This is a genomic window from Sphingomonas immobilis, assembly GCF_030580995.1.
In the GTDB taxonomy this organism is placed as follows: Bacteria; Pseudomonadota; Alphaproteobacteria; order Sphingomonadales; family Sphingomonadaceae; genus Sphingomonas; species Sphingomonas immobilis.
In genome coordinates, this window is sequence record NZ_JAUQSZ010000014.1 from 11567 (window position 1) to 38320 (window position 26754).

Consider the following 26754-nt stretch of genomic DNA (forward strand, 5'->3'; position numbering starts at 1 on the left):
TCGACCAGTTCGGGCAGCAACGGGCGGCAGTCCGCGAAGGGTTAGGACTGGCGTACGACCGCTGATACTCTCCCCCCTGGGGACCGTGCAGCGCGAGCTGCGCGGTTGAATTCGGTGCGTGGGGTGGGTGCTTTGAATATCGCAGGTGAAACGATCAAGGAGATATCGATCAAGGTATCTCAGTATTTCCTCGACTTCTTGGAGTCCGATTTCAAGCGCCAACAGGCGCCGCGCCGTCGCATCGTCCTTCAGAACGAAAGCGGGTTCCGCTCGGCGATGCGCGTGGCCGTCTATCCAGGCCTCCAGCACAACCTTTGGCAAATCATGGGGAAGCGGTCCGAAGGCGATCCGACGCTCAAATTCGCGCCTCGCATCTATGCGCGCCCCATCACGAACACGCTGCGTGTTATCATCAAGGATCAGGTCCAGGCGCTCACCGACGACAATCTGCTCAGCGTTAGGGCGGCTGTTTTCGCCGATGCCGAGGCAAGCCGAGGGCTGGCGGTCGAAAATCCCGAGGAATGGGTCGATCGAATCCGGCTCAAGCTCGCCGACGAGATCCGCCAACAGGTTGTAGCCCCTCTCCTCGCGCTCCTCGACGGTCCGCTCTCGCAGCAATCCTATTCGGTCCACGATTCCATATACTCCGCGGAAGCCGAGCTGATCGAAATCGTCGCGGCACGGCTGGATGCCGTCCTGCCGGAGGTACTGAGCCGGTTTCTCGCCACGGGCGAGAATGGCGAGCTGATCGAGCTCTTCGAAAGCCACCTCGCCCTCGACGACGTTCGCGCCGAGGTGCTGAGCTACTTCGAAAACTTTATGGCGGCCGACGCCTTTCTCGAATTCCGAGATCTCGACACCTACGCGATGACCGGCGAAGGCTTGCAGCTCTATCTCTATATTGGCCAGCTCAAATATGGCGGCCACGCCTATCCGCTTTTCTACGTGCCGATCGAGGTTACCCGCGGAGACGGCGGTTACACGCTCACGCTCCTGAACCATCTCTATGCGAACAAGCGCGCGATTGATTACGTGCTGCAGGAGCTTGGCGAGCGGCAGCTCCGCCAATGGCTGAGTCCCATCACTGACCGGATCACTTACCTCGCCGAAGGCGAGAGCCTTGCGGACGCGGTTCAACCCCTGTTCCGCAAGATCGCCAATGCCCTCGATCTGGGCGGGCAAATCGAGTTGCAGCCGGGACCGATCAGCGAGGCGTCGAACACCGGCGTTCATTTGTCGACCGCGCTCCATATCGCTGTCTTCGACCGGTCGGACGAGGCTCTCCTCAACGACTATGAGGAGATGATCACGCAGGCTCGCCTAGACGAGCCCGGCGTCATGGAGCTGTTCCAGGGTATCGTCGGCAGCGTGCTGACGGAGAACCCCAAAAGCATCATGCCTGAAATCGACGCGCAGTGGGACAGCCGCTCGATCGTTGACAGGGTCGTGATCGATTCCCCGGTTCCTCTGAATGAGGAGCAGATCAAGATCCTCAATGCCATCCAGCATCCCGATGGCCGCATCATCGTCGTCGAGGGGCCGCCGGGCACGGGCAAATCGCACACCATCACTGCTATCGCGGCCGACTGTGCGCTCAAAGGCAAATCCTGCCTGATCCTGTCGGACAAAACAGAAGCGCTAAACGTCGTGCAGACGAAGCTTTCCGACACAATGAGCCAGGTCCGGCACAGCAAGGACTTCTTGAATCCGATCCTGCGGCTCGGTCAGGATCAGGCCAATTTCAAGAAGCTGACATCACAACAGGCGCTGACGCAGATCACGGCTTACGTCCGGGCCGCGCGCGCTAACCAGCAAAAGATCTCCGGCGAACTCACCGACACTCGTGACATGATGAAGGACCGGATCGACCGGACCGTTGGTTCGCTCGGGCAACTCTCGCTTCGGGAGATCGCCGAATTCTATCTCGTCGAGCGCGACATCGAGGGTATCGATCGGGCGCTCGCGGAGCGTCTGCGTATGGTCGATGCAACCCCGATCCAAGCTGAATTGCAGAAGATCGAGGGCGATGAGGCCACGCTAAAGACCTATCTCGTCGACGCTTTCAAACGCCTGCCCGCCGCGTCGGAGGTGAGCCGCGACGTACTCGAACAACAGCTTGTCATGGATGCCGCCATCCGCGACCTCGCCGCTCAGGTCGATCCCGCGCCATTCGGCATCTTTGACGGCTGCACAAACGAGCAACTCGCCGATCTGTCCCGCTGGTTGCTCGAATATGACCAACTCAGGATGCCGATCCTGGGTTATCTGTTTCGCGGCAGCGCCGTGAGGGCGATCGAGCGCGATCTCAACAGCACATTCTCCGCCACGCGCCCCGTCCTGATGCGCCGTGAGATCTCGGCCCTCCGGGATGTTCAGCGTCACGCGACGACGCTCAAGCGCGGGCTGGTTGAGCACAACATCTCCGAGACCTTTTTAAGTCTGGTGTATCGACAGATCGCGCAGGGACGCGTTCCCCCTGCCCTCACCGCGAGCGTCCGCGACATCGTCATCGGGTTCGGCAAGGCCTTCAAGGGCGACTTTCCCTCCGCACTCCTTGTCAGCGAGCCAGACGTCGCCGCTGAGCGCTGGGTGTCGGCCCTTCGCTACGTACGGGGTTTGGCGGGGATCAACGCGGTCTTCGCGAAGGCTCCCGAGTTCGACTACGCCGGCAGCAAGTCCGTTCTGGAGCGGCTGAACGTGTCCGTCATGAACGCCGAGGTCGATGCGCGGCTGGTGGATTTCATGAACAACTCGCGTGCGGATGCCCGTGTCCTGTCGTCCATCATCGCCAACCGCCAGAAATTCCCCGAAGAGAAATTCGACGGGGTCAAAAACGCGTTTCCGGTGATCATCGCCAACATCCGTCAGTTTGGCGAGTATATGCCGCTTGCGCCGGGCGTCTTCGATGTCGTGGTAATCGACGAGGCTTCCCAGGTGTCAGTCGCTCAGGCCTTTCCTGCGATGCTGCGCGCGAAGAAGCTCGTCGTGCTCGGTGACACCAAGCAGTTCAGCAACACCAAATCATCCAACGCCAGCATCGCGCTCAACGACAAATACAAGTCTGACCTCAACGCCTTTTTCCGCCAGAAGGTCGCGCATGACGCTGGCACTTTGCAGCGCCTGTCGCGCTTCGACGTCAAATGCTCGATCCTCGAATTTTGTCAGCTCTGCGCCAACTTCTCGATCATGCTGCGCAAGCATTTCCGCTCCTATCAGGAGCTGATCAGCTATTCATCGCAGACCTTCTACGGAAGCCAGCTTCAGGCGATCAAGATCCGGGGCGTCCCGCTCGACGAGGTGATCCGCTTCGATCAGGTCGAAGCGTCGGCCATGCCGACCACGCGCGGCACCAACATGGCGGAAGCGAACTTCATTCTCGAGCAACTCCTCGATCTTCTCGATGATGAGGAACCGCCCACCGTTGGGGTCATCACGCCATTCCGCGAGCAGCAGGCACTTTTGACGAAGCTGCTCTTCTCGCACGCGAGCGGTGCCGATTTTCAGGAGAAGCTTCGCCTCAAGGTGATGACCTTCGACAGCTGTCAGGGTGAAGAGCGGAAAATCATCTTCTACTCCATGGTTGCGACCGCCGAGCATGACGCGCTGAATTATGTGTTCCCGGTCGATCTCGCCGACGCCGAAGAGAAGGTGGAAGAGAAGCTCAAGGTCCAGCGGCTCAACGTCGGGTTCAGCCGCGCCGAAGAAATGATCTGGTTCGTCACCTCAAAGCCAATCGGAGACTTCAAGGGTTCGATCGCCCGCGTGCTGAACCACTATAACAACCTGCTGCTAAAAGGGGACGTGACGCCCGATCGGACCGACGCCAACAGTCCAATGGAGGCGAAGGTCCTCGACTGGCTTCAGAAGACGCCCTTCTACCAGCAGCACCGTGACAGTGTGGAAATCCTGCCTCAGTTTCCGATCGGCGACTATCTGCGCCAGCTCGATCCCACCTACAAGCATCCCGCTTGGCGCGTGGATTTTCTCGTGACCTTCCTATCGGACGAAGGAATCGCGCGCATCGTCATCGAGTATGACGGGTTCGAGCATCACTTCCAAAAGGGCAAGGAGGTCAATATCGGCTCCCACGAACGCTACCTGCTCGAAGCCGATGTCGAACGACAGCTCACGCTGGAAAGCTATGGCTACCGCTTCTTGCGGATCAACAGATTCAATCTTGGCAAAGATCCCGTCCAGACATTGTCCGACCGACTGACCCGGTTGGTCGAGAAGCTCTATAACGACAATGAGGTCATTGCCGTCGAGGAGGTGCAGGCTATGGCCGGAGGCCTCGCATCGAAAGAGCTGAAAGAATGTACGCGTTGCAGCTCGATCAAGCCTTTGCGCGATTTCTTCGACCCCTCGCTCAACGGCGGTGCCGGATCCAGCGGTCGCGTTTGCATGGCCTGCAAGGGTGCTGACGCCACGGCGAAAGCCGCAAAGGCAAGTACCGGCGGCCGTGGGCGTCGGAGATACCATCGGCGATGGCGCTGAGAACGAAATCGCGACGGCGTCGATCATACGAGCCGAAGCCAGAACTCGCGCGCGGCTAGAACGCACGTCGCGGTTGCTAGTTATCACGCGAGCCCGTCGTTGATCGAAACTCACCTGCCATCTACTCTCGAAAGATTGGCAAAAGTCGAAAGTGTCTCATGCAGCGGCAGACCTATATCGTACACGGTCGTCTCGCGTCCCGTGAGATCCGTCTCGACGCCGCTCGCAACCGGCACCACGGCACCCAGGTAATGGCGTTCGAGCAACTGGCGGCACGCCTTGCCGGCGGCTTCGCGCGCGCCATCAACAGACGCATCGTACCGCCGTAGCAATCATGCGGCGCGAGGATGAGATCGCCGGGACCCATTCTCCCGACGAGAAGATCGAGCGCGGCCATGCCGCTCGCCGTGATGACTGCGCCTGCCCCGCCTTCCAGCTTCGCAAGTGCCTGCCCGAGAAGATCGCGGGTGGGATTACCCGCCCGACCATAGTCATAGGAGCGCGGTTGATCGTAGCCAGAAAACTCATAGGTGCTCGAAAGATAAAGCGGCGGAGCGACAGCTCCAAAGGCCACATCGCTGGCAACGCCGTGCGCGGCGGCGATCGTCTGGGCGCGAGGGGCCTGATCTTTGGGTTCAGTCATTGAATCAACGCCCCTCTGTTACTTGGCGCACGATGCCAGCTTGGTCGAATGGCCCGTTCGCGTCCCAAATATTTTGTAGGTGACCGGCCTGACCGAACTTCGGAAAGACGCCGGCTGCGGCAGGTGGACCGCGCGCCAGCGTCTAACCTGGTGAAGTAGCCGCTAAACCAAGACGCCTGCGCTGCCGTCAGCGATGCGGTCATATCCTGCATCGATCGCCATCGCTCCAGGGTCAGGGGATTCCCCGGATACTCCGTCTGCGTCATGCATTTGTCCTCGGCTTCTGGCTCCCTTCCCGCGCTCCGGCCTGCTTTCACAGGATCCTCTCCGGGCGCTGTTGTCGCGAAGCAACTTCACTCTGCACATCGCGTTGTGTCGGTTAGAATGTCAGACGACAAATGAATGTTATTTCTGTTTTAGCGCATCATAATTGCATTAAATGGCACTTGCTCACCCCAGTTGTTCGAAGATGCCGGTGAAGACCGGCCGCAAGCGCTGGATTTCCTCGCGATGGACAGCGGACAGGGCGTCGAGCAGGGCATAGGCCTTGGGTGTGAGGCGCAGCAGCGCCCGCCTGCGATCGGTAGCAGCCGCCTCGCGCGTAATAAGCGCCAACGCCTCGAGGCGATTGACCAGGCCCGTGGCGCTGTGCGGCTTTAATATCAGACGCTCCGCGACATGACCGACGGTGGCTTCATCCGGCGGACAGCCCCGGATCGCGAGGAGCACCTGGTGCTGTTGCGGCGTCAACCCGACTTCGATGGCCTTTTCCTCGCTGAACGCCTGGAAGCGGCGAATGGCATGGCGAAAAGAGGCCAGCGCCACATAGTCGGCATCGCCCAGCAATTTATCCTTTCGCCCCAAATGATCCTCACTGATTGAATTACATCGCAATGCGATATAGTCGGCGTGCACTGCTTTTCACAGGATAATGCTGATTCATGTCGCTGACACCCCCACGTTCCGTCGAAGGCCACCAACTCGCCGACCATAGTGTCGATCGCCGCATGGTCATGCTGGCAATCATGGCCATCGTGGTCGGAACGGGCGGCGCCTTTGGCGCATGGGTGCTGGTCAAACTCATTGCGATCGCCACCAATCTCTTCTGGTTCGGTCGTCTTTCTGCTGATCACTCGGTGATCACCGATGCATCGGTGGGCTGGCTGGTGGTGGTGATCCCCGTCGTCGGCAGCCTTATCGTGGGTCTGATGGCGCGGTTCGGGTCGGACAAGATCCGCGGCCATGGCATTCCCGAGGCGATCGAAACGATCCTGTTCGGCGAGAGCCGACTGTCGCTCAAGGTTGCGCTGCTCAAACCCTTGTCTTCAGCGATCTCGATCGGCAGTGGAGGTCCCTTCGGCGCAGAGGGACCGATCATCATGACGGGCGGGGCCATCGGTTCGCTGTTCGCTCAATGCTTCCATCTCAGCGCTGCCGAGCGCAAAACGCTCCTCGTGGCGGGTGCTGCAGCCGGCATGACCGCCATCTTCGGTACGCCACTCGCGGCGATCTTGCTGGCCGTCGAAGTGCTCCTGTTCGAATGGAAGCCGCGTAGCTTCGTCCCCGTTCTCGTAGCCGCACTCATTTCCTTCGCCTGGCGGCCGCTGCTGCTCGGATCGGGACCGATGTTCCCCATGACGGCGTTAGCTCCGCAGGAAAGCTGGGCTCTGCTCGCTTCGGGTGGGATCGGTCTCATCGTCGGTCTCGAAGCCGCGCTGCTATCGACATCCCTCTACCGCATCGAGGATCTCTTCCATCGCCTGCCATTTCATTGGATGTGGTGGCCGGCGATCGGCGCGGTCGTCGTCGGTCTGGGCGGTCTCATCGATGCTCATGTGCTGGGTGCGGGCTATGCGAGCATCGAGGCTCTCCTCAATGCCTCATTGTCGCTCCGGGTCGTTGCCGCGCTCCTCATCGTGAAGGCCATCGTCTGGCTGGTCGCGCTGGGATCAGGTACGTCTGGCGGTGTGCTGGCCCCGCTCCTAATCCTGGGAGGCGCCGCTGGCTTCCTGCTCGGGCAGTTTCTGCCCGGCGATCCCGGGTTCTGGGCCATGATCGGCATGGCGGGGATTATGAGCGGCGCCATGCGTGCGCCAATGACCGGCGCGATCTTCGCGGTCGAACTCACCGGACATTTCAGCGCCATTCCATGCACGATCGCGGCTGCGGGCAGCGCCTATGCCGTCAGCGTGCTCTTGATGCGGCGATCGATCCTTACAGAGAAGATCGCGCGGCGCGGACGCCACATCCTGCAGGAATATACAGTCGATCCCCTCGACCTCATCCAGGCTGGTCAGATCATGACGCGCGATCCGGCTACCCTGCCTGGCACGATGACCGTGGAGCAGGCGGTATCCTTCTTCGCGAATGAGGCTGTGCATCGCAGCTATCCGGTGATCGATCCGCAAGGCAGGCTACTGGGTCTCGTTTCCCGCACCGATGCCCTGCGCTGGCAGAGCGATCGCGACGATGATCAAACACCGCTCGTCGATGCAATCTCAGATGCGGCGCAACCCATTGCCTATCCCGATACGCAGACCGGCGTAGTCGCCGATCTCATCGTCGAATCCGGGATTGGCCGCATCCCGATTATTGACCCTGAAACCCGCCGCGTGCTCGGCATTCTTTCGCGTCAGGATCTGCTCAAGACCCGCAGCGCAAACCGTCACGCGGAACTGGGGCGCTCGCGTCATGTCGGAACCAAGCGCCCGCCAAGCAAAGTTCAGAAACCGGCCTAAGATCGGTCAGTTGTGCCATGCGCGCGGAATGGATCTGCGGAATCAATCTGCGCCCAATTCGTTCGCATTTCCGTTGCCCCATCCCCCGCCAAGCGCCAGGAATAGCGTGATCTGATCGTCATTGATCGCCGCGCGCGCTTCGGCCGCAGCCTGATCCGCCGCAACCCGATCACGTTCAGCCTCGAGCGCGGGCAATGCGGCGATCTTGCCTCCACGCCGCAACTGACCCATCCGCATCGCTGCTCGCATGGCATCTGCGGATGCACGATCGAGACCTTCCTGCTGCTCAAGCCCGGCCTGATAACTGGTCAGCGCCGTTTCCACCTCCCGCAATGCCTTGATCACTGCACCGTCAAACGCGGCCAGGTCGCCGCGACTTTGTGCCTCGGTCGCCGCAATGCGGGCGCGAACAGCATGTCGGTTGAGCGTCCAACTGATCAGCGGGCCGAGACCGAAACGGTTGGTAAGCGGTGACAGGAAATCGGCAGCAGCCCCCGTAGAGCCGACCGATGCTCCCAGACGGATATCAGGGTAGAGGTCCGCCGTGGCGACGCCGATCCGCGCTGTCGTCGCGGCGAGACGGCGCTCGGCCATGCGGATGTCGGGCCGACGCTTGAGCAGCGCGGCACCGTCGCCAACGGGGATCATGCGTGCCAACGCAAGCGGTGCGTGACACGCCAACAGGCTGGTATCCGCTTCTCCCGGCGTGCGACCGGCCAGCGATGTGACACGAAAAAGGGCGTTGCGCTGACGCGCAGCCAATCGTGGCAGCCGCGCCCTGCTGGTTTCGAGCAATGCTTGTCGCCGGTCCAGTTCATAGGGTGCCGCGCGTCCATGCGACACCATGATCCGGGTTAGACGAACACTTTGTTCCAGAACAGCAATCGCACGACCCAGCACATCGCGCTGAAAGCCCGCGTTGCAGATGTCGGCATAGGCGCGCGCCGTCTCGGCTGCGACGGTTACACGCACCAAATCGCGCGCAGCGACGGAAGCGTCGGCATCGGCACTTGCCGCCTCGATCCCGCGCTTTATTCCGCCAAACAGATCGAGATCATAGCTGGCCCCGATCCCCATATTGTAAATTTGCCGCGTCGGCGGTTTCACATGGCTCAACTCAGCTTCCGCCGAGCGCTGAGCCCAGCTTGTTTCGACGTTGGCGCTGCCTTGAATTTCCTGGCCCGCATCGCGCTGGTCGAGCAAGGCCAGACTGCGTTCGAGATTGGCCTCGGCCACTCGCAGATCCGTATTGGCGGCGAATGCCTGTTCGACCAGTCGGTCAAGGGTCGGGTCGTCATAGAGCCGCCACCAGTGATCCGGCAGCGCTTCCTGCGTCGTGACCGCGCCTGCGGATAGAAACGCACCTTGCGCCGCAGGCGCGTTTACCATCGCGGTGTCAGGCACATGATAGTCGGGGCCGACCACCGTGCAACCGCCCAAGGCGGCAGCGGCCGCCAGCACCAGCGCGTGCCTCACCATGGCAAGCTCCGGTGCACACTGCGCCCGTCATCACGCGGATGAACGACAACCGTGGCTGTCTGGCCCGGAATCATCCGCACATTGGGCGGAATCCTGTCGATCGTCACACGCACCGGAATGCGCTGCGCCAGACGCACCCAGGTGAAAGACGGATTCACATTGGCCAATTGTCCGTCGGCCCCGGCCCGCTCGCGATCTTCGACACCGCCCGCGATGCTCTGGACATGCCCCTCGATCTCGTCGGCTACCCCCATCAGATAGATGCTCGCAGGGTCGCCGACCCGGATCGCCGGCAATTTGGTTTCCTCAAAATAGCCTTCGACCCGGAGCGAGTGATCATAGACCAACGCCAGCGCAGCCTTGCCGGCGGTCAGATAGACGCCGGGCTGGAGCGTCATGTTGGATACGGTCCCGTCCACCGGTGCGCGCACGACGGTTCGTTCCAGATTGAAACGGGCCAAGTCGCGTGCTGCCGCCGCCTGACCAATCGTCGCCCGCAGTCCTTCCACCCGCGCCGAGCCTTGTTCGATCACTTCAGCGGCAATCACTTCGGGCATGGCCCGGTTGCGCCGATCCTCACGCACAGCTTGTGCGAGCGCGGTGCGTTGGCTGGTGACGTTGGCCTCTGCCTGTTCCAGCGCGAGCCGGTAGCGCGGGCGGTCGATGATGAAGAGCACGTCGCCCTTTCGAACCTTCTGGTTGTCAGCGACTTTTACCTCGGTGACGAGCCCGCTAACATCGGCGGCAACCGGCACCATGTCCGCGCGCACCTTGCCATCGCGTGTGACCGGCTCGACCTGATAACGCAGCCACAGCGCATATATCCCCGCCAGAACTACAAATATGACGAGGAGCGTAGCAAGTGATCGCAGGAGATTTTGTCGATGCAGCATGTCAGGACGCGACCCATCGGTAGAGGAAGCTATCGGAGAGCGCGCACAGGCCCCACCACAGCAGAATAAAAAGGGCGAGCTCGAGCAGGCTCGGATGCCAGAGCAGTCGATAGCCCGGCAGACGCTGCAGGAGCCCCCGCACAAGATAGACGAAAACCGCGGCCAGCACGCCCCAGGCGAGCGCCGCCGGCATATAGACGCCGAGCACATTGATCTCCTCGATCATGCGCTTTCCCCAACCCCTGGTAAAATGATGTGGGGTGCAGCGGCGGTCGGGAAGAGATTGCAGCGCATTCCTACCAGCGCCCGCAAGGCAGGCCGACGATGCTCATCGAGCGGCAGGCTCAGAAGCGCCTCCAAGGCCCGGTCGATCGGCTCGAGCAACCCTGGCGGCGGGGCATCCGCATGGCCATGGCGCCAGCGCTCGTGATAAAACACCGCCAGCCCGGCAAGTACCGCGCCCAGGCGGTGCCGCACATTATGCGGGACATGAGACAGAGCCCGGCGGATCGGAATGATATTGCGGCCGATCCTGAGGTCCGCCAGACCGTCAGCGGCATGGAGTCTGTCGCCGACGGTCGCCACCGCCATTCGTGCAGCCACCTGCCCGAGCCGGTCGACCGCTCTTGCCGTCCAGCGGTCCGGACGGAAAGGCCGGCGAATGTCTGCAAGCAGGGCCAGTTCACCCCAGTTCGCGCGCAGGATGCGCCGGGCGGTCCACAGGACATTGGCCGACCGGAACATGCGGGTGACGGCAAGCGTCGCTACAATTCCGCCGAGCTGGGCCAACCCCGTGTTGATGAACAGTGCAAAATCCGCCTGAAAGCGCGCGAGAAAGCCCATGGCGACGATAAAGCAGGAGAACATCGGCAAGGCCTGCGGCGAACGTGCGGGATCGGCCTGGATATAGCCCATCCACAGCAAGGCCGGGGCCAGGGTGAGGATCAGCATCTCATAGCCATCGACCCGAGGCAGGATCACGAAAAGGTAGAGAGCCGCCAACGGAAAGGTCTTGAGCGTCGCCACGAGATAGCGACCGATCACCGGCGCCGGATCGTCCTGTGCGGCAAAAGAACAGGTAATGAGCGCGGCAAAGGCCGCGGTCGCCGATCCATTAGGCCAGGCAAGCAGGATCCAGACGGCGCAATAGAGCCCGATTGCCGAGGCGGTCGCCAGGCCCGCGAGCGCAGCGACGCCATGATCGCGGGCAAGCGAAAAGGATTCTGCGGCAAGAATTTTAGCGCTGGGCCGACCCGGTGACCCGATCCTGTCCGCCAGCCTTCGACTCGCGGCCAATGCGGTCAGGAACTCGGCGATGCGAATGCAGGCGCTCGCAGCCAGCAGGTCATTCCAGTCGCCGCGCGCCTCAGCGGCGGCCGCCAGCGCCTCGCACCGCCGCACCAGCGATCCCACCCGGTGCAGATCGCTTTGCTCATCATCCAGCCAGTCGGTGACGTCGGCCAGCAAAGCTTCGAGCATTGGCGGAAGATCGGCGCTTTCACGCAGGCGGTCGAGCCGGTTCGCCGCAGCCGAGGCAAGTGGCAGGATGGTGGCGAGCTGCTGTTGCAAGGCCGTAACGCGTCGCCGGGTCGCGGGAGCCCAGCGCTGATCGAACGGCAAATGGACCGCGATCATGCCGAGTTCGGTGACGTCCGCCGCCAGCGCCCGGCGATGTGCGTCCTCGAGACGGGTATGGTGACTGCCAAGCGCCTCTGCGGTCCAGCGGCGGGCGTGGCCCAAAAAAGACTGGACACGGGCGCGAATAGCCGGCGTTGCGCTCCAAGGTTGCAGCAGCGCATGAACCGCCGTCACGCACAGGATAGCAACCGTCATCTCCTGCACCCGCGCGGCCGTGGTCTCGAAAATATTGCCCGGATCATCAAGATAGGGAAAGCTGATCACCGCCGAGCTGAATGCCGCCATCTGGAACAGGAAAGCACGCGGGGTGCGATCAAGAACCGCAAGATAGATGCAGAAACCTGTCCAGGCCGCGAGGCACAAGACCAGAAGTTCGGGCGAGTTCTGCAAGTTGGGAACGAGCAGGATCGTGACAGCGGCACCGGTTAGTATGCCGCCCAGACGGTAGAGAACCTTGGGCCGAAAGGCCCCGGCCATGGGTTGAGCGGTAACGTAGACCGTCAACAGAGCCCACCAGGGGCGGGGCAGACTGGCCGAGAAGGCGATAGCCAGCGTAGCGGCCGCCGCCAGCAAGCTGCTGAGCGAGAAGAGCAGCTTCTGGGGGTCAACCACGAAGGGAGAGACTGGCAGGCGTTTCCCGCCCGCAAACGCAACAAGCATGACTGACAACCATGACAAACGGGATTGTCACGATCGACAGCGACCGTGGTCATTACCTCCCATGGATATGAGAAAGCCCTTTAACCGAGCCAGCGCGCTAAACCGTAGATCAAAATATTGATGGAGAAACGCAAATATTTTGCGGTTAATTCATTTTAGTGGTCGAGCTCGAATTGATGCCCCGGTCTGTCTTGTCCGAAGCATCGGACATATCCTGCCCTTTGCCCGACACAAAGAATGCAGCGATCGGCACGGCGAGGAAAATCAGCAGCATGATCTGCTCCTCACTGAGGAGGCGATATTTGCTGAGGCAATAGAGAGCAAAGGCGAGCCCAGCGAACAGAAGCGTCCACAGTGCCCGTGACCAAGTGAATACGGCCTGTGTAGCAGGGTCGCCCGACATAAACCTCTTCATGCGGCATCCTCTCCCGTCGATGCTCGCTCGTAACCAGCCATCTTCATGGCCTGATGGAAGCAGGGTGAAAGAATGCGCGCCGCGTCGCAAACGAATGTTTTTGCAGGTTAAGCGCAAAAATTCTGAGGTTCGGGCGACGGGAAACAGCATTGCACGCAGGGGCGTTCGCAAAGCGCGAGTAGGGCGCGCCTATTCGTCCGCCATCAACTAAGGAGATGGCGCTTTCAGAGCCGCTTCGATCAGACGACGCACCTTCTCTCGGCATGCAACGTCCGAACCGCCTGCTGCAGCGGCTTCACGCCGGGCTCGTCGAACGAAATTGCGCATTTCAGCAAAGCTCGGCCGTCTATTCTGGCCTAGCACCGCGATGAGGGCAGGATAGATCCAGATCTGCGTTGCCATCAGTGCTTTCCTTCAGACAGGGTGGAGCGGCCCGGTTTGGTATCGCGCGAAGACCCTCCACCCCGTTCCTCCCGGCCTACCAGATAGAGCAGGCCCACCCCAACCAGAGCGAACACGGTGGCCATCTTCACGAACTCACTTTGCCCCAACGAAGCCAGCCAGGCGCCACCGATTATGATGAGAAGAAAAGCCGCACCCCAGCGCGGATGATGAACGCGAGTGGCTAACCACCACGCCAGACAGGACAGTGATACCGCGACTAGCAAGCTACCCAACGTCAGGCCGACAGCCGTGACCAGGATTTGCAACATCGGCATATCCGCCTCCATCGACATCCCCTCCGCGTCCCTCATTCTAATATATCGTATTACGATATATTTACAAGGGTCCCGCTCATCGCTTCCAGCACTCAAGTCGCGCATCAAGACACGATGATCTGGTCATTATATGGCGCGCGCCTCAGGTGCCGAAGCTACCGTCCAAACCATAGGAACGAACTGCGTTCATTCAGCGGCGAATTGGGGATGCCGCAGCGCCCAGATCGGCTCTCGTCCATCTGTCGCCGACTGATAGACGTCAGGGTAGCGGCTCAGTGCGGCATCGACGGCACCCGGATGAAAGGGGGCGTCGGGCTCGAAGCTGTCGAAGCCGCAACGCCGCATGAAGAATACGAGATCAACGAGCACGTCACCGATCGCACGGATTTCGCCTGTGTAGCCCGCCTCGCGCAATATGCTTGCGCTGGAAAAACCACGCCCATCGCGAAACCGCGGAAAGTCTATCTCGACGAGGCGCACGCGGCCAAGTTCGGGTAACAAGGCGCGGACATCATCGCCCGCCTCGAGAAGCACCGAGGTTGCGTCCTTCTGATTGAGAAACGCATCCAGGGAAACCCCCGGCTCATCCGGTGCCGGGTCGTCCCGGAAGCGTAGCGGATCACCCATAAATTGCCTCCTTGAACGGGTCCATGCCAACGCGGCGATAGCAATCGAGAAAGCGTTCACCTGGCTCGCGAATCTCACGATAGCGTTCGATCGTGCGTTCGACGGCATCGACGATCCCGGTTTCGTCAAAGCCCGGCCCGGTAATCTTGGCTTGCGAAACATCCTCGGCCCCGGACCCGCCAAGCAGCAACTGGTAGTTCTCTGTGCCCTTACGATCGACACCAAGGATACCGATATGAGCCGCGTGGTGATGGCCGCAGGCGTTGATGCAGCCCGAAATCTTGATCTTGAGTTCGCCGAGGTCGAGCTGACGATCGAGATCGGCAAAGCGCTCCGCGATCTGTTGCGCGACGGGTATCGAACGCGCGTTGGCCAGGCTGCAATAATCGAGCCCAGGACAGGCGATGATGTCCGTGACGAGACCGAGATTGACGCTTGCCAGCCCCGCGGCATCGAGCGCCTGCCAGACCGCATAGAGGTCCTGCTTGCGCACATGGGGCAGCACGAGATTCTGGACGTGCGTCGAGCGCAGGTCATCGAAGCTGTAGCGTTCGGCAAGGTCGGCCACGAGCTCCATCTGCTCGGCTGAAATGTCGCCGGTGATGCCCCCGCAGGGCTTGAGGCTGATATTGACGATGGCATAACCGGGCGCCTTATGTGCGGCGACCTGGCGATCGACCCATAGCGCGAAGTCGGGATCGGAGCGGTCGAGCTCCTCAGAAAGCGCGGTCTCGAACGGCGGCGGGTCAAAATGGGCGGCAATTCTGTCATATTCAGCCTGCGGAAAATCCCGGCCCAGCGTCAGGATATGCTCGAACTCCATCTCGACCTGACGGCGGAACTCTTCTTCTCCCAGTTCATGGACAAGGATCTTCATCCGCTGCTTGTGGATGTTGTCGCGCCGCGCATGCCGGTTCCACACCCGCAGGATCGCTTGGATATAGGAGAAGATCTGGCCTGCCGGACAGAACTCCCTGATCGGGAAAGCGATAATCGGCGTGCGCCCCATACCGCCGCCAGCATAGACCTCGAAGCCTTGCTCACCGCTCTCGTTCTTGACGATGCGCAGCGCACAGTCGTGCCAGCGCAGCGCGGCACGGTCTTCCTGCGCGGCGATCACTGCGATCTTGAACTTGCGCGGCAGATAACTGAATTCTGGATGGAACGTCGTGGCCTGGCGGATCAGTTCCGCCCAGGGCCGCGGATCGCATATCTCATCGGGAGCAGCTCCAGCATAATGATCCGCCGACAGGTTGCGAATGCTCTCGCCGCTCGTCTGGATGGCGTGCATTTCCACCGTCGCGAGCTCAGCGAGGATGTCGGGTGCCTCCGCCAGTTTGATCCAGTTATACTGGATGTTCTGCCGCGTCGTGAAATGACCGTAGCCTCGGTCATATTTGCGCGCGATATGCGCCAGCTTGCGCATTTGCCGCGAATTGAGCGTACCGTAAGGCACCGCTACGCGCAGCATATAAGCGTGCAGTTGCAGGTAGAGCCCATTCTTGAGCCGCAGAGGCTTGAACTGGTCTTCGCTGAGATGGCCTTCGATCCGACGGCGCGTCTGGTCGCGAAACTCTTCGACCCGGGCATCGACCATGGCCTGATCATACTCGTCGTATTTGTACATATCAGCCTCTCACGCCCAAGGGGACATCAGGATGGCATCATGAGCACTCATGCACAAAATGACTTTTAATGCAGCGATCCATCAAAATAATTGCTCGATAAGGCAGGTCGCTGCAGGTCAATAACCATGGGCCGATCGTTGCAAGCCGGCATCGAGGGCAATCCCGGCCTTAACATGTCTGTTACATACAGGTATGGTGTTTGCAGATTGTTTCTCGGGAGTTTTGCGTGCGGCTGACACGCTACACGGATTATTCACTGCGGGTCTTGATTCACCTGGCCCTTCACGAAGAGCGCCTGTGTTCGATCGGCGAAATCGCGCGGGCTTATGATGTCTCCCACAATCACCTGATGAAGGTCGTCAACGCCCTGGCGCACGACGGCTTCATCGAAACCGTTCGCGGTCGCGCCGGCGGCATGCGTCTCGCCCGACCAGCGGATGAGATCACTGTCGGCGAGGTCGTCCGCCGCACTGAGGAAGGCTTCCAGCTCGCGGATTGTTCCGGGTGCGCGCTGTCTCCCGCATGCGGACTGACCGGCGTACTGGCACAAGGCATGCAGGCGATGATGGCGGTATTCGATACCTACAGGATTTCCGACCTGTTGACCGATCGTGAGGCGATGAAGCGGCTGATTAACCGCCAATCACCGCTCGGCGTTGGCATGGACTGAATGGTACAGCTTGCGGATTTCCGCGCAGGTCAATGCTCCGCTTCAAGATGCGCTGCGGCGCGAGCGATGTTGACCCGATGACTCTCGAGCATCTCGCGCAGATCGGCATGCAATGCCTCGTCACGAACCCTGGGGGCCAGAGCTTCCAGTTTGCGAACCACCCAGGCCTGACCGCGGTTGAGAAAGGCTAGCCTTTCAAGCGGATCAGGGATTGCCCGCGCCTTCTCGTAAAAGACGCCGGTCTTGCGCGAGGCCGCTGCGCCCAATCGCCTGATCTGCCTCGAGAGCATCGCGCACCAACGCGCTTCGTCGGCACGGACCGATCGCATCAGTTCGGCATAGTCGGGATCGCTCGCCGACTTGGCGCTGGCGAGCGCGACGCGGGCGCCGGCCCGTTCGGCTTCCAGCAGCTCGTTGAGCGCCGCGAGGATCTCCTCGCGACCGACAAAGCCCATGTAAATGTCATCGGCTTCGCTGGCGTAGCAAACGGGTGAGGATGGTTCGTTCACGGTCATGCTGTAATCGCCGCGGCCGCCTTGAGGCCGGCACGAATGCGGTCCATCACGCCCGGGTCGGCCTTTGTGCTGTGGACGACATAGGCCGAGTACGAAAATTCAGGACTTCCGGGGACGAGAGCGAGGCGGCCTTCCTCGAGATAGGACCGGATGAAGCCCTTGCGAAAATAGCCGCTCCCCCCTGTCGCCAGGATATAATCGAGCGCGAGCGGACCATAGCTGATCGAAACGACGGCGTTAGGCTGATCCGGGAAAGCGGCGTGATAGCTCGCGGCAAACTCCTCACCCCAATCGATCTGAACATGATCTTCCGGTGCGAGAGGGCTGCTGGTTGGCGTGGTCCGCACCAGGACCAGCTTTTCCTCGAACAAGAGTTCGGCGATGATCCCCGGACGGCTCGGCGCGGCATAGAGCACCGCCATATCGAGTGTGCCATCCTGGACCTGCCCCATCAGGCGTTCGGATGTGTCGATATGGGTGCTTACCGCGATTTCGGGGCATTCGCGCCGCATCCAGAGCAGCCAGTGTCGCAGCAAGGGACTCCAGAGACTGAGTTCGGCGCCGACCGTCACCACGGTCTCCCGTCCCGGCGGCAGCGCGACGGCGCGGCGCGCCCGATCCCAGACCTGCACCATGGTGGTTGCGAAGCGAAGAAACTGCTCACCTGCTGGTGTCAGCTTTGCACCCGCCTTGTTGCGGATGAATACGGGCCGATCGAGCAGATCCTCAAGCACCCGGATTCGGGCGCTCACTGCGGTCTGCGTGAGGTGAAGGTTCGACGCCGCGTTCACAAAGCTGCCGGTTTTCACGACTTCCAGGAATGTGCGCGCAACATTGATATCCATCAACCATCATCCTTGCACTCAAAGCGCAATAATATTCATTTGCTTGCTTCATGGTAGCGGGCCGATGATGGGATCACAAGGCAAGACCCGTGTGATCGACCCTGGACAGGTACCAACAACGATAAGGCGTCCAACGGTTTGGGCGAACTTTCAGATGAAACCTTTAGGCCGCTTCACGCCTGAACCGCCGCCGCCGCGGGCCGAAATCTGGAAAGTCAGCATAGCGCTGGCCTTGCTGGTTTTGGGGATAGGTATCGCACTCTTCAGTTTTCACGACGCTGGTGCGATCAGTGACGATGTCTTTGTTGCCGTGATGGTCTTCGTGCTCGCGGTTTGTTTCGGCGTGATCTTCTCTCTCGATTGGGAACAAACGGCACATCGCCGAGCGCGTCAGCACTGGCATGAAGTGCCCCCTCCGTTTGACTTCATTGCGCTGTGGCCATCTGAAGACCGACAGCCGGCGGGTGAAGACGCCCCTAATCTTCAGGAAACCTGCCGCCGCAAACCGCCTCCTTCATCACGGACAAAGCAGCCGTGAATGCTGACAACGATGATGACCGGCAAGCGCGTGGACCAGAGCGCCCTCCCTTCATGTCCGGCCTCTATCTGATTTTCGCCGCAAGCATCGCCTTCGTCTCGATCCGCCTTTTTGTCGATTTTCTCCGCCAAAACGGCTTCGTCGCCGAAGGGGAGGGTAATGGGATAGTGCTGTTCGCCATGCTGATAGCCCTCCTCGTGATCGTGGGGCTCGGACCGGAAACCCGGCGCTAAGTTATACCCAATAGTTTTGCTGATAAATAATAATAACATTCGTTTGTATGATGCTTCGTCCATCTCCACATCAGATCTGCGATATGAAGGAGTTCCCATGGCCATTCAGCTCGGGCAGATCGCCCCCGATTTCGAGCAGGACAGCACGCACGGTCGCATCAGCTTCCACGATTGGCTAAGCGGAAGCTGGGGTGTCCTGTTCAGCCATCCCAAGAATTTTACGCCGGTCTGCACGACGGAACTGGGCGAGGTTGCCAAGCTCCGGCCCGAATGGGACAAACGCAACGTCAAACCCATTGGCCTCTCGGTGGATCCGGTCGAGGCCCATCACAAATGGGAGCTGGACATTCACGAAACCCAAGGGACGAAACTCGACTTCCCGATGATCGCGGATGCCAACGCCAGGGTGTCGGCGCTCTACGACATGATCCACCCCGAGAGCGACCCGACGGTCACTGTCCGTTCCGTCTTCGTCATCGATCCATTACGCAAGGTGCGGCTCATCCTGACCTACCCGCCTTCGACCGGTCGGAATTTTGCCGAGATTCTCCGCGCCATCGACAGCCTCCAACTCACAGATGCCCATAGCATCGCAACGCCGGTCAACTGGGAACCCGGCGAGCCGGTTGTCATATCGCCGAAGCTGTCGGACGAGGAGGCATCCCGGCAGTTCCCACAAGGCTACAAGACACTGAAGCCCTACCTTCGGGTCGTCGATCTGCAGGCTCCCGGGCAATGAGGCAATTGGAGGAGACTGGAAAAAGGCAGACCGCCGCCGATGGAGCAGACGACGGCGGCCTCTCCGACCTGTTGGCCCGCAACCGCGCATGGGCTGACGCCAAAACCCTGATCGATCCCGGATTCTTCAAACGGCTCGTAGGCCAGCAGCGGCCACGCTACTTCTGGATCGGCTGTTCGGACAGCCGGGTGCCGGCCACCGAAATCGTCGATCTCGATCCCGGCGAGATGTTTGTTCACCGCAACGTCGCCAATCTCACCACGCCGAGCGATCCTAACTTCGCCGCCGCCTTGGAGTTCGCGGTCGATGTTTTGAAGGTCGAGCACATCATCGTCGTGGGCCATTACGGGTGCGGCGGGATTCAAGCGGCAATGGCACCGGACAGGGACGACGCGATCGGGCTTTGGCTCGCACCCGTGCGTGTGCTCCATCAAACAGTCTGCTGCACCCCGGATACCAATGCAGACCGTTTGTGCGAACATAATATCCGTGCCCAGGTGAAAGCACTCGCAGCCAACCCATTGGTCGTTCGGGCCTGGGCGCAGCACGCTTCGCTAACACTTCACGGTTGGGTCTACGCCATTGGAGACGGCCTCCTCCAACCGGTCTGCTCACCCGTCAGCCGCGACCCCGATGAGGCAGTTCTGGTTGTAGGCGCGTCATGAACGCCGTGCACGCCCTGCGCCGCGTGAGGGCGATTGGTCACGACGACAGCCTCGTCGACGCCATCTCCGCCTGCCAGGGCGCGTGTGAACCCGATCGCGACATCGATTCACGGATTGCGCTGGCCGTATTTCCGACGCTGCGCTGTTTGACCGTTATTGCTCCCGGAGTCTGGCTGCAGGACGACGGCAGCCACGTTCGGGCACTGCTCTACACGGCGACTTGCCGCGCTGCCGCTATGTTGGTGCCACCCGGCTATTGGATCGAAGCCGGCCCCGAGGGGACCACCGTGGTGGGCGAGCTTGGCCAATGGACAGCCCATCACCCGGTTGGGGCAATCGCCCTGTGTATGGCCGCGCTCTATGCGCGAAGGGCAGAACTGTCCTATGCACATTGACCGCTCTCATCAAACACCATTGCAGCGCCCTGTGCCGCTGCATCAGCAATGATCCCGCAGCCCTCATCATCAGGACCGTCCTACAGGCTTATCTGCGCCGGATGGGGTCACACTCGTCATCACGCGGCGGCCGAAAAGATTTCCGGCGCTATTTCTGCTCAAGGAGACAAGCGATGGCTGATCAAAGCCGCAATGCTGTAATAGCCCAATCCGACCTTGAGAGGCTCGTCTTCGAATTGCCTCCCCTGCCCTATGGGACCAAGGATCTCGAGCCTGTCCTCTCGGCGGAAACACTGGAGATCCACCACGGCAAACATCACGCACGCTACGTGGAAACGCTCAATCGGCTGCTGTCAGAGCAGAATTTTTCGGCCCCACACACTCGAGGAAATCATCCGGATCGCACACGGCAGCGGCGCGAAGGGCGTCTTCAACAATGCAGCCCAGGCATGGAACCATAGCTTCTTCTGGGAGAGCATGGCGCCGAAAGCGGTCAAACCTTCTGGACTCCTCGCCAGCGCCATTTCGTCCGAATTCGGGAGTCTCGAAACGCTCGGGCAGCGATTTGCCGCCGAAGGAACGGGCCATTTCGGATCGGGCTGGGTCTGGCTTATCGCGAAGGGCGGCAAGCTCGAGGTGCTCTCGACCCACGACGCGGGTAGTCCGATCCTTGAGGAAGGGGTGACGCCGCTCCTCGCTTGCGACGTGTGGGAGCATGCCTACTACATCGATTACCGTCAGGACCGCGCGGGCTGGCTCACGTCCTGGTGGCACAGGCTCGCAAACTGGCACTTCGCTGCAATGCAGTTCGACGCAGCGATCGGCCAAGGCAAGCCGTGGCGCTATCCCCCATCGCAGACTGCCCGTTGAATAAAGAGGAGAACGAAATGCTCATTGACGTTTTGGCTGGCGATAGCAGTTCCCCAGCAGCCTGGGGCAGTTTTCACTTCGCGCGGTCACCCAAGGCAGGCGAAGAGGTCGAGATCGACGGAACGGTCGTTATCGTGACGCGGGCCTGGCATCGGCCCAGCATCTATTACAAGGGCGCCAAGTTCGCGATCCTCGTCGAGGACACTGTCGGAGACGTCCAAATTCGTCCTGAAGTCCGCGATCACGCCGGCATGACGGTTTGAGCAGACGCGGAGAAGGGCGATGTCGCCCTTCTCCGCGCTCAGTCAGGCGGCTAGCAATTCGTCCGCCGGACCGAAGAATTCGTAATGAATGCGGTCGGATGGGACGCCAGCCAGCGACAAGGTTGAGACGGCGTGCCGCAGAAACGGACGCGGTCCGCAGATATAGTAATCAGCCTCAGCCACCGGCGTGTTGGCAGCCAGCCATTCGTCGGTGATGATACCGGCGACGTCATAATCCTGCCCTGCGACTTCATCTTCCAGCGGGGTCTGATGGAAATCGGTGACGGTGATCGACTTGTTCCCCCCAGCGAGAGCGCGAACATGATCGCGCATTGCATGCGTATCGCGGTCATGGGTTCCATGGACATAGTGCACGGGGACTCTGGCGCCGCCTTCGGCAAGCGTTTCGAGCATCGCCACCATCGGCGTCAGGCCCACACCGCCCGACAGGAGGATCACCGGGCGTTCGACATGCGCTGCCAGGAAGAATTCGCCTGCCGGCGCCGCCACTTTGAGCACCGTGCCCGGTTTGGCGTCATCATGGAGCCAGCCCGACGCAAGGCCATGCGGTTCGCGCTTGACCGAAATGCGATAGGTCTCGCCGTTGGGGGCTGCTGAAATCGAATAGTTGCGCTTGACGGGCGGATGCCCCGGAATTTCGAGCCAGAAGGTCAGATACTGCCCCGGTTTGTGCCGCATGACGGCCCCGCCATCGACGGGGCGCAGAATAAAGGAATTGATGACGCTGCTCTCACGCACGACGTCCTCGACGCGAAATTCGCGCCAGCCATTCCATCCGCCGGTCGCGTCCTTCTGCTCCGAGTAGACCCGTTGCTCGCGGGCGATCAGGATGTTGGCCAGGAACCAGTAGGCTTCGCCCCAGGCAGCAAGAATTTCATCGGTCGCCGCATCGCCCAGCACTGCCTTGATCGCCCCCAGGAGCGCCTCGGCAACGTGCGGATAATGTTCAGGCAGAATCTGCAGGCCAACATGCTTCTGCGCGATCCGCTCAACCGCCGGCGCGAGCGCACCGAGATTTTCAATGTTGCTCGCATAGGCGAGAATAGCGCCGGTAAGCGCGCGTGGCTGCGAACCGGCGTCGCCATGATGCGACTGATTGAAAAGGTCACGAATTTCCGGATTCTGGAACATACGGGAATACATCTCGTGCACGATGTCGAGGCCATGGGCTTCGAGTGCCGGCACGGTCGCCTTGACGAGCGCTATGGTCTGACCGCTGAGGGGCTGCGTCATCAACTTCTCCTTTTTTGAATGCGTTGAAAATCCCGGAATGTCAGAGCCCGGGCTTGTGATCGTAAAAATCCACCTGCATCTTCATCGGCCCTGTCGGCGTTACGAAATGCGGTTGCTGAGGGAGGAGCAAACCAGGCTGGTCCGGCGTCAGGACGATCTCCGAAGGTGGCTCGAGGTAGGTTAGCCTGAGTTCGCCTTCGAGAACCCGGATCACGCCCCAGACACCTGCCTTCGTGTCATGTCGCGCGCGCAAGGCAGCCGGCAGCGTATCCTGATCGAACACCGGCGTGGAACGATAAGGCAAGTTGTCAGTCATGGGCTTGCACTCGTCGCTCGGGCGCATCCGCCTGTTTGGCTCTTGTGACCGTTGCGGCACTCCGTCCCTCCAGTTGGAAGAACATCGCGAGTTGCAGGCTCTCGGCGATCCGCCTCGCCTTCGCCTGTAGTGCAGCAGCCGCTTCGGGCGTCATCATGTCATTGGTCGTTTGCACCCAGAGCGCGAGCCACCGCTCGAAGAGCGCGGGCGTTATCCTCGCCTTATGCTTCAGATGGGCCGGCACCGGTTGACCCTTGTATCGGCCACTGGTGAGCATGACGGAAGACCAGAACGCAGCCAGCTTCCCGAGATGCTCCGGCCAGTCGTCGATCGCATCATTGAAAATCGGCCCAAGTTCGGGATCAGCGCGGATCCGTGCGTAAAACTCCTCCACTAAGGGAGGCAGGTCTTCTTCTCTGATTTTCGAGACACCGTCCACGACTCGCGCTCCAATCATGCATCTTTAATACATCTATCATGATTGCGCATAAACGCAAGGCTAGCGCATATTTCCAGGTCGTCGGTCGCGGCGATGTACACAGCCTGAGAAACTGCTCAGCCCCGCCAGTTTCGCCTTGGATCCGAAACACGAAGGCATAGCATTTGCCAGCGACCCGAAGGAGTCTCGGTAAGACGTAGACACCTTCCCTTGCCCGCCCGTCAAAAGACGGGCGGGTTTTCTTTTCCGATGCCGTCGGACATTCCCTGGAGCGCTAATCCGCGTGATCTGGCGCACTCGGATTTTTCAAACACCGTCACAAATACCTAGTTGTGCGCAGCTCAAGATCTGATCACCCGATTTTCGCGATCAAGCGGCCGGCGGCACCCTGCTCTGCCGCCAGATTGCGATTATAGGCGAGCGGCATCCGGGGACTCTTCCAGCGTAGCGCATCCATGATCCCCGCCAGATCCTCGCCGCTCGCAAACAGATCCTGGTTCAAGCCCACCCGCGTCGAGTGCGCGCTCACCCCCTTGAGCAACTGCGCCAGATCATCGGCGGTGAGGTCGCTCAGCGCGCCCTTGTCGAACGCGCGCTGGATCATTGCCCGCCAGATCGGCCCGATCGAACCCGGGTGCAACGCCCCCTCTCCCACATCATATTCGGTGCGCGCCGGCACCGCCGGCTTCGGCAACGTCTTGCGCAGATCCCAGGCTTCGCGGCCAGAAATCGTCTCGATCCGCCGCCCCTTGACCGCCGCCCGCGCCTTGTAACGGCGCACCTGCACCCGGCGAAACAATGGCCCGCTCTCTACCCCCGACGCCGCGCGCCAGGCCGTGATCGCACGCACGGAGCGCGGGCTCAGGAACGCGGTGGCCCCCTCCCCGTCCTGGTCGCCCTTGTGGCGCGGAATCGTCAGTAGCCGCGCCTCGGGATCGATGGCCTCGAGGACATGCTCCACCTCGACCGCCACCAGTTCGGAGGCGCGCAGGCCGGTGTCGTAGGCGATCGACAGTAAGGCGCGATCGCGAAGGCCCGGCAAATCGTCGCCACAGGCTTCCAGGATCGCCCTGATGTTAAGACCGCGGGGCTGATCGCGCTCGACATCGCGGACCGCCCCCTTGAATCGCAGCGGACGCGCCTGGGCCTGTGCGACGCCCTTTTCGCGGCGAATTGCCCGCAGCCGCAGCTTGACCAGCTCGGCCTGCGTCGGATCCTTCAATTCGAGTAGCTGGTGGAGCTTGGCGATCGAGGCCTTGTAGCGGCCGAGTGAGGCGGGCTTGCCCCCCTTCCCGGCCCGCCAATCCAGATAGTCGGCGACGGCTTCGGGGGTCGCCGGCACGGTCACGCACCCGTTCTGCCGACACCAAAGATCGAATGCCTCGATGTCGCCCGCTAGGGCACGCAGAGTGTGCGGTGAGGAGGCCGCCTGATAGGCGGCGATCAACTCGGCATTCACCGTGATCGGCGACTGACAGCGTAGCTTGGTCACTTCCCAGACGAGGTCGACGGTCTGCGAGCCAGACTGACCGCCGATCAGCGCTGGAAGGCTCTCTGCCGTGTTCATCTCGACAGCGCGACGATCTGATCGAAGCTGTGTGCCTCAACCCCGTAGATGGCGGCGAGACCATTGAACGCGTCGACGGCGACCTGCAGCACACGGTTTTCGCCCAGCGCCCGGTGTGCATAGCCCAGTTCGATCAGCACTTTGGGGTTAGCGCAGGCCTTGCCGCTCGCCGAGACCGCGATCGGGGTGACGTCTCCGACGAAGACAGCCGCTTCGTCGATCTTGCGCAGGATGGTGGCGACAATATCGGGCGTTCCGGCGACGCCCTGCGTGTCCGAGGTCAGGCTCGGCCGATCGGCCTCATCGAGGTTGGCTGCGAGCATGCCAATCGCCTGATCGAGCGCCGAGCGGATGAGATCACGGGTCACCCGCGCGTCGAGATCGCTCTGCCAGGACCAGAAAACCGTCTTATCCACGCGCCTTGCCCCCTCGCCTGCGGGCGGTTTCTCTACTCCACCTTATAGAGAGACGTCAAACATGCTTATTTGATAACTGAAATTATCGCATGTGCATACCTGGTCAGTATCGTAGAGGGAAACCAACTACTGACTTTGGTTTCCCAAATGGTTGCGATAGAGCCAGGGTTGATGGCCTCCCCCTCCCCTTCCTGTGCCTCCAGCGAGCAAGCAATGCTCCTGCTCGGCCGACTGGATGGACGACTGCAGAACAGCCCATGGGCTGATATCTGGCTGGCCCGTGCGCGGTTGCAGGGCGCAGCCCAACTCGCCGGTCTCGCCGGCGTGCCCATCGACGTCCGGCATCTGCAGGACTGGATTTGCGGACGCACATCCCCTCCTCGCGCCTCTGAAGGGTTGAACGATCCCGTTTCGGTGGCGGCGGTGTTTCATCTCGCAATCGAGGCCAGCGTTGGCGACAACGGGCCGCTGGCGCGCGCGACGCTCAACGTCTTGCGCACTGTGCTGGATGATCGATCCGAAGCCGAAGTCTGGGCAGGCAGCGACCTGGCCTATTTCGGTCCCGCGTGGCGGCAGGCTCGCATCGAAGCACAAGCACCCTACCCTTCTCCTTCGCTGGCCTCCGTCGCCGATCGGATTACCGCTATGCTCAATACGGTCGTCGTCGCCGAGCAGTCTGCGGTGGACGTGACAGCGATCGACGGTCGAACGCTCAATCTCGAGCCGCGCGTGCGCGACCGCGCTTGGTTGGTGGCCAGCCATGTCCCCGCGATGCTCCATCATGCCGGACTCACTCTCGGCGTCCTGCCGTCTCTCATTCTGTTGCCGAAATTCCCGCCACCTGACGTAGGTGCGTTGACCAATGTCATTACACGATCGCTGCTCGTTGCCTGCCAATCCGGCCTGAAGGATCTCGACTGGATCGAGCGCCAGGGGTCAAAGGCATTGGCGGTGTCCGCAACGCGCCGCAGCCGGGCACCACTCCTTGCCCGGCTTGCGCTCGCCTATCCTGGGCTTCGTCCGTCTGCCGTGGCGCGGCTCCTCGACGTTACTCCACAGGGGGCCCGCAAGCTGGTGGCTAAACTCGGGTAAGGC

Annotated in this window: 29 protein-coding genes and 1 pseudogene; 10 read left to right on the forward strand and 20 right to left on the reverse strand. The window is 61.1% G+C overall.

Going from position 1 to position 26754, the window contains the following annotated elements; all coding sequences use genetic code 11:
• The first annotated feature begins 132 nt into the window (after window positions 1-132).
• Entirely contained in the window at window positions 133-4494 is a 4362-nt protein-coding gene (locus Q5H94_RS17640) for an AAA domain-containing protein (RefSeq protein WP_304562616.1), read from the forward strand.
• Between the two features lie 292 nt (window positions 4495-4786).
• Here Q5H94_RS17640 and Q5H94_RS17645 read toward each other — a convergent pair.
• Together Q5H94_RS17645 and Q5H94_RS17650 are read right to left on the reverse strand one after the other, a co-directional pair.
• Window positions 4787-5137: pseudogene (locus Q5H94_RS17645) on the reverse strand (PLP-dependent transferase); the annotation flags it as partial.
• Window positions 5138-5587: 450 nt separating this feature from the next.
• The gene (locus Q5H94_RS17650; RefSeq protein WP_304562679.1) at window positions 5588-5983 is read right to left on the reverse strand and encodes a MarR family winged helix-turn-helix transcriptional regulator; all 396 of its coding nucleotides are present in this window, start codon (window positions 5981-5983) and stop codon (window positions 5588-5590) included.
• 95 nt (window positions 5984-6078) lie between these two features.
• Between Q5H94_RS17650 and Q5H94_RS17655 the strand changes: the two genes are divergently transcribed.
• Complete coding sequence (locus tag Q5H94_RS17655) at window positions 6079-7875, forward strand: chloride channel protein (protein ID WP_304562618.1); 1797 nt, start codon at window positions 6079-6081, stop codon at window positions 7873-7875.
• 42 nt (window positions 7876-7917) lie between these two features.
• Here Q5H94_RS17655 and Q5H94_RS17660 read toward each other — a convergent pair whose 3' ends face one another.
• The 9 genes from Q5H94_RS17660 to Q5H94_RS17700 all read right to left on the reverse strand — a co-directional run bounded on the left by Q5H94_RS17660 (window position 7918) and on the right by Q5H94_RS17700 (window position 15933).
• A complete protein-coding gene (locus tag Q5H94_RS17660; protein WP_304562620.1) occupies window positions 7918-9354 on the reverse strand; it encodes an efflux transporter outer membrane subunit in 1437 nt (478 codons plus the stop codon).
• Window positions 9348-10247: an efflux RND transporter periplasmic adaptor subunit gene (locus Q5H94_RS17665; protein ID WP_304562621.1), complete on the reverse strand. Its 900-nt coding sequence runs from the start codon at window positions 10245-10247 to the stop codon at window positions 9348-9350. The genes Q5H94_RS17660 and Q5H94_RS17665 overlap by 7 nt, the downstream gene beginning before the upstream one ends.
• A gap of 1 nt (window position 10248) precedes the next feature.
• A complete protein-coding gene (locus tag Q5H94_RS17670) occupies window positions 10249-10473 on the reverse strand; it encodes a DUF1656 domain-containing protein (protein WP_304562622.1) in 225 nt (74 codons plus the stop codon).
• A complete protein-coding gene (locus tag Q5H94_RS17675) occupies window positions 10470-12545 on the reverse strand; it encodes an FUSC family protein (RefSeq protein ID WP_304562623.1) in 2076 nt (691 codons plus the stop codon). The genes Q5H94_RS17670 and Q5H94_RS17675 overlap by 4 nt, the downstream gene beginning before the upstream one ends.
• Before the next feature lie 145 nt (window positions 12546-12690).
• Window positions 12691-12960: a hypothetical protein gene (locus Q5H94_RS17680; RefSeq protein ID WP_304562624.1), complete on the reverse strand. Its 270-nt coding sequence runs from the start codon at window positions 12958-12960 to the stop codon at window positions 12691-12693.
• A gap of 207 nt (window positions 12961-13167) precedes the next feature.
• A complete protein-coding gene (locus Q5H94_RS17685; protein WP_304562625.1) occupies window positions 13168-13362 on the reverse strand; it encodes a hypothetical protein in 195 nt (64 codons plus the stop codon).
• Window positions 13362-13691, reverse strand: coding sequence for a hypothetical protein (locus Q5H94_RS17690; protein ID WP_304562626.1), 330 nt, complete (start codon window positions 13689-13691; stop codon window positions 13362-13364). Before Q5H94_RS17690 ends, Q5H94_RS17685 begins: the two co-directional genes overlap by 1 nt.
• A 174-nt stretch (window positions 13692-13865) precedes the next feature.
• A complete protein-coding gene (locus tag Q5H94_RS17695; protein ID WP_008828734.1) occupies window positions 13866-14306 on the reverse strand; it encodes a DUF934 domain-containing protein in 441 nt (146 codons plus the stop codon).
• Window positions 14299-15933: a nitrite/sulfite reductase gene (locus Q5H94_RS17700; protein WP_304562627.1), complete on the reverse strand. Its 1635-nt coding sequence runs from the start codon at window positions 15931-15933 to the stop codon at window positions 14299-14301. The genes Q5H94_RS17695 and Q5H94_RS17700 overlap by 8 nt, the downstream gene beginning before the upstream one ends.
• A gap of 227 nt (window positions 15934-16160) precedes the next feature.
• Here Q5H94_RS17700 and Q5H94_RS17705 point away from each other — a divergent pair, with 227 nt between their 5' ends.
• On the forward strand, window positions 16161-16604 hold the full coding sequence (locus Q5H94_RS17705) for an Rrf2 family transcriptional regulator (RefSeq protein ID WP_304562628.1): 444 nt from the start codon (window positions 16161-16163) through the stop codon (window positions 16602-16604).
• Window positions 16605-16633: 29 nt separating this feature from the next.
• Here the strand turns inward: Q5H94_RS17705 and Q5H94_RS17710 are convergent, their stop codons facing one another.
• The 4 genes from Q5H94_RS17710 to Q5H94_RS17725 all read right to left on the reverse strand — a co-directional run bounded on the left by Q5H94_RS17710 (window position 16634) and on the right by Q5H94_RS17725 (window position 18804).
• Window positions 16634-17119: a DUF6306 domain-containing protein gene (locus Q5H94_RS17710; RefSeq protein WP_304562629.1), complete on the reverse strand. Its 486-nt coding sequence runs from the start codon at window positions 17117-17119 to the stop codon at window positions 16634-16636.
• Window positions 17116-17964: a LysR family transcriptional regulator gene (locus tag Q5H94_RS17715; RefSeq protein WP_304562630.1), complete on the reverse strand. Its 849-nt coding sequence runs from the start codon at window positions 17962-17964 to the stop codon at window positions 17116-17118. Before Q5H94_RS17715 ends, Q5H94_RS17710 begins: the two co-directional genes overlap by 4 nt.
• 163 nt (window positions 17965-18127) lie before the next feature.
• Complete coding sequence (locus tag Q5H94_RS17720; protein ID WP_304562631.1) at window positions 18128-18367, reverse strand: hypothetical protein; 240 nt, start codon at window positions 18365-18367, stop codon at window positions 18128-18130.
• Window positions 18368-18447: 80 nt separating this feature from the next.
• Complete coding sequence (locus Q5H94_RS17725; RefSeq protein WP_304562632.1) at window positions 18448-18804, reverse strand: hypothetical protein; 357 nt, start codon at window positions 18802-18804, stop codon at window positions 18448-18450.
• 28 nt (window positions 18805-18832) lie between these two features.
• Between Q5H94_RS17725 and Q5H94_RS17730 the strand changes: the two genes are divergently transcribed.
• The 6 genes from Q5H94_RS17730 to Q5H94_RS17755 all read left to right on the forward strand — a co-directional run bounded on the left by Q5H94_RS17730 (window position 18833) and on the right by Q5H94_RS17755 (window position 21667).
• Window positions 18833-19474, forward strand: a complete 642-nt coding sequence (locus Q5H94_RS17730) for a peroxiredoxin (RefSeq protein WP_304562633.1) — start codon at window positions 18833-18835, stop codon at window positions 19472-19474.
• Window positions 19471-20139, forward strand: coding sequence for a carbonic anhydrase (locus tag Q5H94_RS17735; RefSeq protein ID WP_304562634.1), 669 nt, complete (start codon window positions 19471-19473; stop codon window positions 20137-20139). The genes Q5H94_RS17730 and Q5H94_RS17735 overlap by 4 nt, the downstream gene beginning before the upstream one ends.
• Complete coding sequence (locus Q5H94_RS17740) at window positions 20136-20534, forward strand: hypothetical protein (RefSeq protein ID WP_304562635.1); 399 nt, start codon at window positions 20136-20138, stop codon at window positions 20532-20534. Before Q5H94_RS17735 ends, Q5H94_RS17740 begins: the two co-directional genes overlap by 4 nt.
• 173 nt (window positions 20535-20707) lie before the next feature.
• A complete protein-coding gene (locus Q5H94_RS17745; RefSeq protein WP_304562636.1) occupies window positions 20708-20995 on the forward strand; it encodes a hypothetical protein in 288 nt (95 codons plus the stop codon).
• Window positions 20996-21011: 16 nt separating this feature from the next.
• Window positions 21012-21404 (forward strand): superoxide dismutase, encoded by a 393-nt coding sequence (locus Q5H94_RS17750; RefSeq protein WP_341850118.1) that lies wholly within the window; start codon window positions 21012-21014, stop codon window positions 21402-21404.
• 17 nt (window positions 21405-21421) lie between these two features.
• Complete coding sequence (locus Q5H94_RS17755) at window positions 21422-21667, forward strand: hypothetical protein (protein WP_304562637.1); 246 nt, start codon at window positions 21422-21424, stop codon at window positions 21665-21667.
• Window positions 21668-21709: 42 nt separating this feature from the next.
• Here the strand turns inward: Q5H94_RS17755 and hmpA are convergent, their stop codons facing one another.
• The 5 genes from hmpA to Q5H94_RS17780 form a co-directional block, all read right to left on the reverse strand.
• Window positions 21710-22921 carry an NO-inducible flavohemoprotein gene (hmpA, locus tag Q5H94_RS17760; protein WP_304562638.1) on the reverse strand — a complete coding sequence of 404 codons (1212 nt, stop codon included), beginning with the start codon at window positions 22919-22921 and terminating at the stop codon, window positions 21710-21712.
• A 40-nt stretch (window positions 22922-22961) separates the two neighbouring features.
• Complete coding sequence (locus tag Q5H94_RS17765) at window positions 22962-23237, reverse strand: DUF1971 domain-containing protein (protein WP_304562639.1); 276 nt, start codon at window positions 23235-23237, stop codon at window positions 22962-22964.
• Window positions 23230-23694: a group III truncated hemoglobin gene (locus Q5H94_RS17770; RefSeq protein WP_431312191.1), complete on the reverse strand. Its 465-nt coding sequence runs from the start codon at window positions 23692-23694 to the stop codon at window positions 23230-23232. The genes Q5H94_RS17765 and Q5H94_RS17770 overlap by 8 nt, the downstream gene beginning before the upstream one ends.
• Window positions 23695-24028: 334 nt before the next feature.
• Window positions 24029-25243, reverse strand: a complete 1215-nt coding sequence (locus tag Q5H94_RS17775) for a tyrosine-type recombinase/integrase (RefSeq protein WP_304562641.1) — start codon at window positions 25241-25243, stop codon at window positions 24029-24031.
• On the reverse strand, window positions 25240-25659 hold the full coding sequence (locus Q5H94_RS17780; protein WP_304562642.1) for a hypothetical protein: 420 nt from the start codon (window positions 25657-25659) through the stop codon (window positions 25240-25242). The genes Q5H94_RS17775 and Q5H94_RS17780 overlap by 4 nt, the downstream gene beginning before the upstream one ends.
• Before the next feature lie 213 nt (window positions 25660-25872).
• Here Q5H94_RS17780 and Q5H94_RS17785 point away from each other — a divergent pair, with 213 nt between their 5' ends.
• Entirely contained in the window at window positions 25873-26751 is an 879-nt protein-coding gene (locus tag Q5H94_RS17785; RefSeq protein ID WP_304562643.1) for a hypothetical protein, read from the forward strand.
• Window positions 26752-26754: the final 3 nt, after the last annotated feature.